Annotated in this window: 13 protein-coding genes; 9 read left to right on the top strand and 4 right to left on the bottom strand. The window is 36.5% G+C overall.

Annotated features, from left to right (window positions below; genetic code table 11):
- Nucleotides 1-104: 104 nt before the first annotated feature.
- Together AC6CH1_RS15865 and AC6CH1_RS15860 are read left to right on the top strand one after the other, a co-directional pair.
- Entirely contained in the window at nucleotides 105-281 is a 177-nt protein-coding gene (locus AC6CH1_RS15865) for a DUF2642 domain-containing protein (protein ID WP_251690743.1), read from the top strand.
- A 17-nt stretch (nucleotides 282-298) separates the two neighbouring features.
- Complete coding sequence (locus AC6CH1_RS15860) at nucleotides 299-511, top strand: hypothetical protein (protein WP_251690742.1); 213 nt, start codon at nucleotides 299-301, stop codon at nucleotides 509-511.
- 195 nt (nucleotides 512-706) lie between these two features.
- On the opposite strand, the gene AC6CH1_RS15855 is transcribed toward AC6CH1_RS15860, so the two are convergent.
- Together AC6CH1_RS15855 and hpaB are read right to left on the bottom strand one after the other, a co-directional pair.
- Nucleotides 707-832, bottom strand: coding sequence for a hypothetical protein (locus AC6CH1_RS15855; protein ID WP_498318422.1), 126 nt, complete (start codon nucleotides 830-832; stop codon nucleotides 707-709).
- A 95-nt stretch (nucleotides 833-927) separates the two neighbouring features.
- Nucleotides 928-2,373, bottom strand: coding sequence for a 4-hydroxyphenylacetate 3-monooxygenase, oxygenase component (hpaB, locus tag AC6CH1_RS15850; protein ID WP_498318421.1), 1,446 nt, complete (start codon nucleotides 2,371-2,373; stop codon nucleotides 928-930).
- A 553-nt stretch (nucleotides 2,374-2,926) separates the two neighbouring features.
- Here hpaB and AC6CH1_RS15845 point away from each other — a divergent pair.
- Complete coding sequence (locus AC6CH1_RS15845) at nucleotides 2,927-3,781, top strand: malate synthase (protein ID WP_251690740.1); 855 nt, start codon at nucleotides 2,927-2,929, stop codon at nucleotides 3,779-3,781.
- Between the two features lie 66 nt (nucleotides 3,782-3,847).
- Here AC6CH1_RS15845 and AC6CH1_RS15840 read toward each other — a convergent pair whose 3' ends face one another.
- A complete protein-coding gene (locus AC6CH1_RS15840) occupies nucleotides 3,848-4,288 on the bottom strand; it encodes a YtoQ family protein (RefSeq protein WP_498318419.1) in 441 nt (146 codons plus the stop codon).
- A 165-nt stretch (nucleotides 4,289-4,453) separates the two neighbouring features.
- Between AC6CH1_RS15840 and nadX the strand changes: the two genes are divergently transcribed.
- From nadX to AC6CH1_RS15815, 5 genes are all read left to right on the top strand, one after another.
- Nucleotides 4,454-5,230 (top strand): aspartate dehydrogenase, encoded by a 777-nt coding sequence (nadX, locus tag AC6CH1_RS15835; RefSeq protein WP_498318418.1) that lies wholly within the window; start codon nucleotides 4,454-4,456, stop codon nucleotides 5,228-5,230.
- A 144-nt stretch (nucleotides 5,231-5,374) separates the two neighbouring features.
- Nucleotides 5,375-6,343, top strand: coding sequence for a tRNA dihydrouridine synthase (locus AC6CH1_RS15830; RefSeq protein ID WP_498318416.1), 969 nt, complete (start codon nucleotides 5,375-5,377; stop codon nucleotides 6,341-6,343).
- Nucleotides 6,344-6,589: 246 nt separating this feature from the next.
- Entirely contained in the window at nucleotides 6,590-6,937 is a 348-nt protein-coding gene (locus tag AC6CH1_RS15825) for a PadR family transcriptional regulator (protein WP_014822657.1), read from the top strand.
- Entirely contained in the window at nucleotides 6,924-7,922 is a 999-nt protein-coding gene (locus tag AC6CH1_RS15820) for an HAAS signaling domain-containing protein (RefSeq protein ID WP_498318414.1), read from the top strand. The genes AC6CH1_RS15825 and AC6CH1_RS15820 overlap by 14 nt, the downstream gene beginning before the upstream one ends.
- 379 nt (nucleotides 7,923-8,301) lie before the next feature.
- Entirely contained in the window at nucleotides 8,302-9,963 is a 1,662-nt protein-coding gene (locus tag AC6CH1_RS15815; protein WP_014822659.1) for an SLC13 family permease, read from the top strand.
- Nucleotides 9,964-10,007: 44 nt separating this feature from the next.
- On the opposite strand, the gene AC6CH1_RS15810 is transcribed toward AC6CH1_RS15815, so the two are convergent.
- Entirely contained in the window at nucleotides 10,008-11,189 is a 1,182-nt protein-coding gene (locus AC6CH1_RS15810) for an MFS transporter (protein ID WP_498318412.1), read from the bottom strand.
- Nucleotides 11,190-11,346: 157 nt separating this feature from the next.
- Between AC6CH1_RS15810 and AC6CH1_RS15805 the strand changes: the two genes are divergently transcribed.
- Entirely contained in the window at nucleotides 11,347-12,915 is a 1,569-nt protein-coding gene (locus AC6CH1_RS15805; RefSeq protein ID WP_498318410.1) for an alkaline phosphatase family protein, read from the top strand.
- Nucleotides 12,916-12,937 lie beyond the last annotated feature (22 nt).

The raw sequence follows: 12,937 nt of genomic DNA, 5'->3' as shown, positions 1-12,937 counted from the left end.
CATACTTATATTTTTTTGGGAATCTTGAAAAATAGAATATTTACCCAAACAAGTTTCTCCAGCAAACATATCCTTTTAACATAACTTCATAAAGGGGGGTAAATATGTGGCAATTACGTAATATTCTCGGAACTTTAAAAGGATCGAGTCTCACAGTTGCAACGGAATATGGAAAAGTCACGGGTACGTTATTAGAAGTAAACTTTGACTATATAACACTTTCTTCAAACTCAAACTTTCTGTATATTCCATTAACGAACATTAAAAATATAGCTTACTAAAAAAGGAGGGGATTAGATTGAATGGCATTTTGTATATTCAGCTTTTGAGGTTATTAAACCAAGAAATAACTGTTGCAGTTGGTGAGGAACTTATTACCGGAACATTGGAATCGGTAAATCAAGATTTCCTGACTTTAACAGAATCTACAGACACGTATGAACGAGAAAGTACAACAAGAATTATTGTTTTAGAGCAAATCAGTTATATACAAGTACCGATGTTTGGTTAAGAGCGTAAATGATGAGGCAATGGATGAAGTAAACAATGAAGAAAAATAAGAAAAAATTGGGACAAGCACCCTAAAGGGATGGCTCTGAAAAACGCAAAAAATATCACTTTTTTCCTTAGAGAAAAGTGATATTTTTTATATTTAATTGTCTTTGCATTCGGAAACCATCGTTATATTAACAATAAGTTGAATTAATTAAAGGGGTCTGCCGCCTTCATTTTCCCAGCGGTTCATATCGCTGCTTTCATCGATTGCATCTTCGTCAAATGGATGGGAATTTGTACATGCTACAATAGAGCTCATCATTTTCAGCAATGTCATTTTAATATCATCCTTTTTGATTATCGTTCTACTCTAGTATATGCGGCAGTGAAAGATTAGTGCGGTTCCCAATGATGCATAAAGCATCAACGTCCTTAATTTTTCCGATTGAGGAAAGTATAGATTGCCTCTACAAATTCTTTTTTAGGATAAGTGAAATATAATTCGCTCGCTAACCGAACAGTATCACCGAAGAAGAACCGTTCATATTGTGTTTGCCTCGTTCCAAATGAACTCATCGTTAAATCCCAAGCTAACCGGAATATTTTCACTCGTTCTTCAGCAGGTTTAGTTGCTGCTTGAAGATACTGATCTAAATCGCCTCTAATTGGGGAGTGAAATGCCTTTTCTGTCGGTAGTGTAATTATTCCGCTTGCACCAATAAGCTGAATGATTTCAGTGAGACGTGGATAAATTTTTGAAAACGTATATCCGGCAACTTTCAAAGGGAAAATTGCAGGTCGTAAATAGCCAAATTCATCAAATACGGCATCATTCTCCGCTTTATCCAACAGGGCTTTCATAGTTTCCAGCCCCACAATAATTTCAGACATCTTTTCATGGATATGCTGATATTCATAAACTTTGATCGTCTCGATGAGGAGTTCAGCTATACCTAAAATAAACTCCGTTTTTGCAATCTGCCTTATTAAAACTTGATGCTTGGCAAAATGGTGAAAAGCACTTTGAATAATAAATTTTTCGGCAACCTCGACATTGTTATAAAAAAAGACACGTTCCCACGGTACTAATACATTGTCAAATACGACGATGGAATCCATTTCTTCATATTTTGAACTTAATGGATGATCAAATGCAGACTCTCCGCCTATAAAGGAATCTCTGCAAATAAATTTTAATCCTTTCGTATTTGATGGGACCGCAAATGAAAAAGTTTCATCTTCGCCGAATACAAGCTTACCGACATTAAATACAAACACCTCATCGGTTAAACCCCCTTGTGTTGCTAATAAACGTGCACCCTTTATAATGAGGCCATCTTCAGTCTCCGCGATAACCTTTGCAGAGATAGGTTCATTTGTATTTTCAATATAACTTTGAGAACGATTAACTTGAGGCGTAATAAATGTATGTGTAAGCGATAGATCATTTTCTCTCACCAATTCAAAAAATGCGCGGAGGTTGTCTGGGTAACAGTTTTCTTGACCCTCAAGCAGTGTTGCAGATGAGGTGAAACCCATTAAAACGGAATTCAAATAGTCGGGACTTCTTCCTAGAATTCCATGTGTATGTTTAGCCCAATGCTCCATCATTTTTCGCCTTTTAATTAAATCCTCTTTCGTTTTAGGCATCAAATAAGAAAGGCCGACACGTTTTCCTGAAAGGGGGGATACGAAAGTCATTTCATCTATTATTTTAGGATCATGCTGTAAATCATAGAGGGAAGCTTTCGTCTGAATAAGCCCTTTAAATACAGGATGTTCTGATAACAGCCCTTCCACTTTTTCTCCACCCAGCCATATTTCATTATTTAACGAATTTAATCGGTTAATATAGCTTTCACCATTAATTGCACCCATTCATCCACTCCTTAGGTTTCATAATCATCGTCCAGCCATTTACTTACTTATATGCAAATATAGGCTTGAACTAAAACAAGGCATGTTTATATATACGCAACATATGTAAAGTCCGGCAGTATAGTGCTTCGTAACGTGTAAATTTTTAAAAGGGAGCTGTGCAACCTCAATATTCGTTGAGTCAGGAAAGAAAAAAAGCATCGGGTAGAAACGTGTTTTTATACGTCCGAACCCGATGCCTATTACAATTTTAAGGGGTAAATATTTTGGTTGAGTGAGAATAAAAGTTTAATTTTATCTAACGTAAAATAAAAAGTCAATAAAATTTTTGTATTTTCTTTAAAAAAATGTTATAATAGTCTTATAATTGTTTTCGGTGCGTATTATGTATTCTTTGTTCTTTTTGAGTTCTGTATTAAGGATACGTTTTTATGTACTTTTTTTATTCATGAAAGCAAAAAAATCAGGCAGTTGTCTAAGCTCTTAAAGGGGCTAATTATTGACGGACGATCTAACGTAACTGTGTTTTTATTTTACAAGGAGGATTTAAATAATGAATCTAATCAATAAAAAAGTTACACATAAGCATTTCGGAATGGGTAGTATCGTTAAACAGAATGAATCAAGTATTGAAATACATTTCGCATCGGAAAGTAAAAAATTCGTTTTCCCTGATGTATTTGGAAAGCACTTAGTACTTCACGATAAAGATGATGTTCAAACACTAGAAAAAATCATTCAGAAAAAAGAACTTGAACGAAGAGAAGAAGAATGGCAAAAAGAAGAGAAATTAAAACTCCAGCGTAAAAACCAGGAAATTCGTTTAATACATGAAAAACATATGAAAAACTTCAAACTTCACCCAGAGTCACAATTAGTTTTTTGGTGTGACACTGAAGAACAGCAAACAGCATTTTCAGATTGGAAGGTTTTTTCGGGATTAACGAAAAGCGGTGTAAATAAAGGGAAGCCTGTAAAGCCTATTCGCCTGCACCTAAACAGTGCTGTCTTGTTAACGGCTGTAGATGAAAATTCGCCTGAAAAAGATCGACGCATTTTAGGTGTGTATATGGTAGAAGAGAATTTTATCGGGAAATTGAGTGAAGATGGATATATTCCAGCACATTCAAAATACAGAATTAAGCTGACAGAACAGGAAGCAGAGCAAATGCTGTTCTGGAACTATTATGTAAACGAAAAGTTCACTCACAAAATGACATGGAATACAGGTAAACATCGTTACTTTGACAATGTATGGATGGCTCAAATTTTACGTGATATTATCTCCTTGAAAACGGACCCTCAGGAAAAAGAGCTGGCTCAGCAATTCTTTACACATTTCTGTAAAATGAATGAAATAACAGCGTCAGAATTACCACAGCCTAATGGTGCCTTGAAGCGTATATAATTATATAAAATATTTATAAAAAAGAACGAATTCTATGGAATTCGTTCTTTTTTTGTATTAGGTACTTTAATCAAATATATAACGGATTACATCAATGGCCTGTTCAACAGTTTCCACTGTTACATTTGCTTTATTAGATAGCTCTTTTAAAGGATGAATTAATGACTCAGGACGAATAATGATCGTCGGTTTATTCATCGCAATCGCTGTACTTACATCCATTGCGGTATTCCATTGTTTATACTTTTCACCGAATAATGCAATGACGATATCCGCTTTCTGCATTAATACCTGTGTCCGGAAGTTATTAATATCGGAAGCGGCATTGTCCTTATAATATGCTGATGGCTGGATGCCTAAAATTTCCTCGCCAATATTGTCTGAACGATCGTGGTCTGTCTGTGGTGCTACAAAGTGTAAAGGAAGATTTTTTTCCTTCGCCTTTTGTGCAACTTCTCCCCGCCAATCATCATGAATTTGTCCTGCTAAATAAACTGTCAGTTCCATACCAATGCCTCCTCTAATTTCTTGCCTTATATTCATACTAACGAATTCATCTATATATTTGAAGTAAACCCTCTGTTAAAGGATAGGAGAATCCATTGCTGAAATTATGATATGGTTGTAGAAGAGTACAATTGAAAATAGAAGATGATTTAAAGGAGGTACACAATGAAAATCGGTTTAATCGGCGCGGGTGCAATTGCTCATTTCCTGTTGGAAGAAATAAATGAAAAGAGGCAAGAAAACTTGCGTATTACAAGTGTTTTTGTAAGGGACAGGGAAAAGCATCATTTACTTGAATCCAATTATGGAGTAAAGGTGTACACGGAAATAGATGCATTTTTAGATTCAGAAATTGATATAGTTGTGGAGGCCGCAAATATTGAAGCGGTTCATAAATTGCTACCTTCAGCAATCAGGAAAAAGGATGTTGTCTTAATTAGTATTGGTGCATTAGTGGATGAGGAGCTGTTGGCAGAGCTGAACACCTTAGCGAATGAATTCAACCGAAGACTTTACTTGCCATCAGGTGCAATTGGAGGGTTGGATTTACTCCAAAACGCCCATGTGCTTGGTACAGTTACATCCGTTGCGCTAACAACACGCAAGCCGGCGAGCTCATTAATTGAGGAAACAATCGAGAAAGAGAAAGTGATATTTGAAGGGAGTGCGACGGAAGCGATCCGACGTTACCCTAAAAATATGAATGTATCGATTGTGCTTGCGCTGGCTGGAATTGGATTTGACGAAACGAGTGTAACTTTAGTGGCAGACCCGAAAATTGATAAAAATATTCACCAAATTGAAATGACAGGGGATTTTGGGGAAGCAACCTTTACAATTAAGAATAATCCTCTTCCTGCAAATCCTAAAACGAGTTATTTAGCAGCGATGAGTATTTTAGGAACACTAAAAAGGATAAACAGGAAACTGCTTATCGGTTAATGGAATAAAAAGCTATTTATTGATTAAAAGACTGCTTTTTAAATCATCTGCTTTTACTTTTCTGCACCATTTACGCTAATATTGTTACAGGAAATTTAAAAGTAAGAGATGATTGTTTGTAATGAGAGGAATTGAACTTAACATATGAAAGAGAATTTTTGGCAGGAGTTACCGAAACCATTTTTTGTACTCGCGCCGATGGAAGATGTAACAGATTTAGTATTTCGCCATGTAGTGGCTGAAGCAGGAAGACCGGATGTATTTTTCACGGAGTTTACTAACTCGGAAAGTTACTGTCATCCTGAAGGAATAAAAAGTGTTCGCGGTCGCTTAACATTTACAGAAGACGAACAGCCGATTGTTGCACATATATGGGGAGACAATCCCGAGAATTTCCGCAAGATGAGCATTGGTATGGCGGAATTGGGCTTCAAAGGAATCGATATTAATATGGGTTGCCCTGTACCGAATGTTGCGGGGCGAGGAAAAGGCAGCGGTCTGATTTTACGTCCGGATGTAGCAGCAGAGTTAATCGAAGCTGCTAAAGCAGGTGGTTTGCCTGTCAGCGTGAAAACACGACTTGGTTATAAAGAAATCGATGAGTGGAAAGAGTGGCTTACCCACATTTTAAAACAGGATATTGCAAATCTTTCCATTCATTTACGTACACGAAAAGAAATGAGTGCTGTTGATGCACATTGGGAGCTTATTCCTGAAATTAAAGCATTGCGTGATGAAATCGCTCCAAATACACTGTTAACAATTAACGGTGATATTCCGGACCGTCAAGTTGGTTTAGAACTTGCAGAAAAATACGGAATTGACGGAGTAATGATTGGACGCGGTATTTTCAAAAATCCTTTCGCTTTTGAAAAGGAACCAAAGGAGCATAGTCCTGAGGAGTATCTTGACCTTCTGAAACTACAGCTTGATCTGCAGGACAAGTATGCCGAAGAACTTCCTCGTTCAATGTCGGGACTTCACCGCTTTTTCAAAATTTATGTAAAAGGATTCCGAGGTGCCGGCGAACTGAGAAACCAGTTGATGAATACAAAATCTACGGATGAAGTACGTTCATTGCTTAATAGCTTTGAGTTAAATAAAGAAGAATAATAATAGGCTTGATTCCGATTAATGGAATCAAGCCTATTTTTCAACACTTTTGTATACAGCTATAAAATGGATACAAACCTATCTCCGGTTGCTTATCTAAAACCTGTGGATTCTTTTAAGGATTCACTGGTTTTATTTTTTATCTGAAATTATTTTACAATGGATTTTCTTCACGTTAATACTGTATGATACATAGTATAAGAATAATACTGTATGACATACATTATAATGATTTGAGGTGTATATATGAGTAATTTACTAAATTCCTTAACGACAGAGCTTAGAAGAGGGACATTGACTTTAGCCGTTTTAAGTCAATTAAGAACTCCGCAGTATGGCTATTCATTGGTTCAGCTATTAGAAGGTGCTGGTATTTCAATTGATCAAAGTACTCTGTATCCGTTGCTACGCCGACTAGAAAAGCAGGAACTTGTTACGAGCAGCTGGGATACTTCTGAAAGCAGACCGCGAAAATACTATGTGTTGAGCGAATATGGTACGGAAATATTTCTGCAACTAAAAAAGGAATGGATCGATAATTCTAAGGAACTATATGCTTTATTAAGAGGGGATGAAGAAAATGAGGATCATTGATGTATATATTCAAGAAGTCACTCGGAGATTGCCTGAAAAAATGCGTACGGATATTGCACTGGAGTTACGTTCAACGATCGAGGACATGTTGCCGGAACAATATAGTGAGGATGATGCAAAACAGGTTATTAATCAGTTGGGCAATCCTGCCGTCCTGGCGAGTGGCTATAAAGATGAGCCGATGCATCTGATTGGTCCTCGTTATTTTGATGTATATGTCTCATTGCTTAAAATGATTGTCCCTATTGCCGTTATCATTACTCTGATTACGGTTATTACGAAATATATTGTTAGTTATAATGGTGAAGAAGCAATTTTAATGAGTGTGTTATCTATTTTTGGAGAAAGCATCTGGTCGATATTTAATGCTGCAATCCAAGTTTTTTTCTGGGCAACTTTAACGTTTGCGATTATTGAAAGGGTTGATAAAGATAAAGAACAGCAACCGCTAACTGCAAGCATGCAAAAATGGACAGCAGATGATTTAAAAAATGTCCCCTATATACCTAAAAAAAGGGCGATCTCAAAGTTTGAGGTTTTTGGAAGTTTATTGTGGACAGCTATTTGGGCAACTCTTTATTTTTATGCCAACCAGCTTATAGGGGTATACGAAGGTGATGGGGACCGACTCCAGTTCGTTATGATTGCGCTGAATCAAGAAGTTTTACTCCAATATTTGCCGCTAGTTATTTTAATCATTGGACTGGAGATTTCCTTTGCACTTTATAAATTACTAAAACAACAAAGGACAAAAGGAATGGCAATATGGAATGCGGTTATCCAATTATTGTCCACTGTTGTGTTTGTAGTAATTGTAATAAATCCTGATATAATGAACGATCATTTTGTAACTTATATGATGGAATTATTTACGATGACGTGGACGCAATTTAGCATATGGGTGGTTGGCAGTGTTATTATCATTTTCATCGTAAGTGCTGTAATATCTGTCTATGATGGTTTTAAAAGAGCGAATGCACGTTAATTTCTAGAAAAAAGAACTGATTTCCTATTAAGGGAGTCCGTTCTTTTTTATGCTTCGTGCGAATTTCTAATTTTGAAAGAAATAAATGTTTTCTTATAAAAAGTAAATTTATTTGTTTTGTAATTAATAATTACTTTTTTAATATAATATTAAAGTGTTATATAACAATACTTTGTGTATAAAAATACTATTTACATCGATTAAATAGTGGGATTTTTTGTATATTCTCCTCTTAATATTCATTTGTATACTTAAATCGAAATATTTTAAATACTATTGCTTTTTTTCTTAACCTAAGTAAAAATGTAAAAGGTAATAACAATAAAGCATCAAAAATAGGTATAAGGCTATTTATAATCAAATTTTAGGGGGTAAGGAATTGTTTTCAACAACTTGGAATCGGTTATGGGAAATGCATGATCAAGTAAAAGACATGTTTACTTTTTTCATAAAACCAAATTCTTCAAAGGTCGTATCAAAGGGTGTTACCGGAAAGTCTGGTAACGAAAACTCAGGTAATGGTGGTGGATATACGCCTCGCAGTTATACAACAGCGCAGATGATTGGTCTATTTTTAGGTCCACTGCTTTTTGTTTTAACATTATTGTTCTTCCAGCCAGAAGGTCTCTCAACAGAAGCAAGGGGAGTATTGGCAAGTACTATTTGGATTGCGACATGGTGGATTACGGAAGCGATTCCGATTCCGGCAACATCGTTATTGCCGCTCGTATTGTTTCCATTAACGAATAGCTTGGATATGAAGGTAACAGCATCTTCTTATGGGGATGAAACGATTTTTCTGTTCATGGGAGGATTTATCATCGCTCTTGCAATGGAGAAATGGAACTTACATAGACGTATAGCAATTTCAATTATTTCGATGGTCGGTACAAATATGGACCGAATTGTTCTAGGATTTATGATTGCAACAGGATTTTTATCGATGTGGATTTCTAATACCGCTACAGCGATGATGATGATTCCAATTGGACTTGCCATCATCAACCAAGTTGCAGACGGATTAAAAAATGACCCGTCGATTGATACATCTCCACAGCGTTTTGCATTTGGTAAAGCATTGATGCTCGGAATTGCATATTCTGCCTCACTTGGTGGAATCGCCACATTAATCGGTACACCGCCAAATACATTGCTTGCTGGAGCGATTAATAAAATGTATGGCATTGAACTATCATTTGCTGGATGGATGCTGTTTGGTGTACCATTTGCATGGATTTTTATTTTTGTGACATGGATTTACCTTGTTAAAATTGCGTTCCCATCAAAATTAAAAACAATGCCTGGTGGACGTGCTGTTATTGATAAACAGAAAAAAGATCTTGGAGAAGCCTCATTTGAAGAGAAACTTGTATTCATTGTCTTTGCATTAGCTGCATTTTCTTGGATTACGCGTACATTTTTACTGAGCAAATTTGTCGACGGTTTAACAGATGGTATGATTGCTGTTATTTTTGCGCTTGTGTTATTTGCGTTGCCTTCTGCAAACCGTAAAGGAGAACGCTTAATGGATTGGCAAACAGCAGTGAAGTTACCATGGGGCATTCTGCTACTATTCGGTGGAGGGCTTGCAATTGCTTCCGGTTTTGTAGGAACGGGCTTATCTGAGTGGATTGGTACACAACTTATGGGGCTTGAAGGCGTAAGTGTTATCGTCCTGATTTTCCTTGTAGCAGCACTTGTTCTTGGTTTAACTGAAATTACTTCAAACACTGCAACTGCTTCTATGATGTTCCCGATCATGGCATCGCTGGCTGTAGCGTTAGGAGTTCATCCATACGCATTAATGATTGCTGCTGGTGTAGCTGCATCATGCGCTTTCATGCTACCAGTAGCCACACCGCCAAATGCGGCAGTTTTCGGATCAGGGTATATTAAGATTAAGGACATGATGAAGGCTGGATTTGCACTGAATGTGTTTGGAGTAGTATTCATCACACTGGCCATTTATTTCCTGCTTCCAATTATGTGGGATATTGATCTCAATTCAGTACCGGAAATGTTTAAAGTAATGAATAAGTAATTCAAAAAAGGTGAAATCGAAAAAGATTTCACCTTTTTTATGCTTTAATTATCGTTATATACGGTCATTTTCTTACTTCCAATTAAATAGATGATTAAAATAAGAATCATAAGTACCGCAGAAAAACTGAAGGTCATGCCGTAGCCAACTATACTTGCTATAAAACCTAATCCTACTGAACCAATAGCTAAACCGGAATCGATAAATATAAGAAGCATCGAATTGGCTGTTGCCTTTTTCTCCGGTGGAACAAGTGTTAATGCCCAAGCTTGAATAATGGGATGAAGAATAGCAAAAGCAATTCCGAACAGTACACCTGACAGTAAAACCATGATCATGTTAGTTGAAAAGCCTAATACGACCAACCCGACAGCACCTGAAACTGCAGCCGGAATAATGAGAATTCTATGCCCGAACTTATCGAAAATCTTACCGGAGAAAGAACGGATGATCACCATTGTAATTCCTTGAGCAATAAAAAACTGTGATATGCTTGCCCCTACATTAATTTCTTTCCCAAATGCCCCCATAAAGTTCACAATCCCTGCAATCGTCATATAATTGAATGCTACTAAAATAGACGGAAGAAAAACACGTTTATCGAACATATATTTATAGAACGGCTCTTTATTTTTCTCCTTTGGATGTTCCTTTTCAGCTTTCGTATTTTTTGTAAAAAGACTGCACACAAATGAAAATGCCATAAGACCTAATGTTAGTACCATCATAGACTGGAATGAAAAATTTGCTAAATAGGAAATAGCAATAAGAGGCCCAATTGTTGTCCCAAGGCTCGTAGACATTGCAAAGAAAACAATGCCTTCACCTAAGCGGGACTTTGGCACAATAGTACTGGAAATTGTAAACACCAAATTTGTAAGCATGCAAAATCCAATCCCTTGAAGAGCTCTAATGACGATTAAAAATCCGATTGAATCATTGACGAAAGTGAGGGCGATTGTTCCTATAAAATAAAGCAAAGAAATAATCAGCAGCAATTTCATATTAATTTTTTGGATAATTATACTAGCGAAGAAGCGTGTAATCAGGGATGCAGTCATTAAAGTTGTCGTCATAATTCCTGCAATTGCAGGGTTCTCACTAATCGTGGCTACATAAATTGGAAAACCTGCTGTAATCATATAAAAAGAAACGAACATTATTAAAGACAGTAAAATAATTATTAAGTATTGGTTTGTCCATAGTTTGACTTTTGTTTTATTCATGATGGAAAAACCACCTTTCAAGGCAATATGATAGCAATATAAATTACTTTGCCCATTTCAAAAAAAATTATTTCAGGCCAGGATTTGTTAATAGCGGCATACATTCATAAAGTTCAAACCATACTATTCTTTATATAATTAATTTGAAGGTGACACGATGAAACGAAAATTAATAGTTGCAGCAATCTCTGTTGCTGTTATCTGTGCTAGTTTTTTATTAGCGCTTTCAATTTCCCCATTAAAAAAACTGGAAGGTCAAATAATGAAAAACCCGAATAAACCTGTAGTTCTCATTGTCGTAGATTCCTTAATGAATGAACCATTGCAAAAAGTGATAAAAGAAGGTGATGCACCTGCTTTAGAATATTTAATGAACAACGGTCAGCTGCATCAGGAAATGATTAGCTCTTATCCGACGATGTCAGTCACGATTGACAGTACGTTACTAACGGGTACATATCCAGATCAGCATCAAGTGCCGGGATTAATCTGGTTTAAAGAAGATGAAAATCGAATGATTAGCTACGGCAGCGGAATCGGCGAAATCTGGAGTAATGGAGTTAAAAATGTTGCTCTTGATAGTGTTGTCCATTTGAATAGCAGCCATTTAAGTAAAGAAGTGCATACAATCCATGAAGAGCTGGCTCATCGGAATCTTTCTTCAGCTTCGATCAACGGTCTATTATATCGTGGAAATTTTCAACATCGCCTAAATATACCTAAATTAATTACGGTAGCAGATCTTTTGCCGAAAAATATTGATGTTAATGGTCCTACAATATTTTCACTTGGAACGTTATCTCAATATAATTCAGAAAATAATCGTTATAAATTTGTATGGAATCGTTTAGGTGTCAATAACCAATTTACTGCGAATGAACTGAATTACTTGATTGACCAAAAAATGTTACCGCCCTTTACACTTGCCTATTTACCGGATGCAGATGCTTCTATACACAAACATGGGCCTGAAGATTTAAAGGGAATAAAGAAAGCGGATCAAGCAGTACAAAACATTCTAAATCGCTTTCCATCATGGGAAGAGGCTATAAAAGAAGTAACTTGGATTATACTGGGCGATAGTGGTCAATCGATGGTAACTGATGATAAAGAAACGGCATTAATTGATTTAAATCAGTTATTGAAGGATTATACTTTTTGGGAAAGGAAAAATCCGAATGCCCAACTTGCCGTCGCTGTTAACGAGCGTATGTCATACATTTACTTAACTGACCCCCAAGTTGAGCTATCGGAAATTGTAAATGTTTTAAAAGAGGATGAGCGAATTGGCTTTATCGCATGGAAGAGTGGACAAACAAACTATGTTGTCAGCCCACAAAGTGACGGAGAGTTAGAGTTTTCAAGAGAAGGTAACTTTATTGATGAATATAATCAAGCATGGCGAATTGCTGGCGATGCCTCAATTTTGGATTTAAACATGACGAAAGAACAACTTATTGTATATCAGGATTATCCAGATGCACTTGCAAGGCTGCATGGAGCGCTTCATTCACAGGAAGGGCGTGTTATTATCGTGGATGCTAAACCATCTTATGAGTTTATTGAAAGGCATAGCCATGACCATGCGGGTGGCGGCGCACATGGATCTCTTCATAAAGTGGATTCGATTGTTCCGATTATAGTGACTGGGGAAAGTGAATTACCTGAATCTGATCGATTAGTTGATTTGAAAAAGTGGATACTTCAATTACTGGGTGAATCATAACTATGAAAGCATCCAGTTTTTT

The sequence above is a fragment of the Solibacillus sp. GQ1 genome (assembly GCF_059758555.1).
Note: the sequence above shows the minus strand (reverse complement) of the source record. Positions and strands in the feature narration are given on the sequence as shown.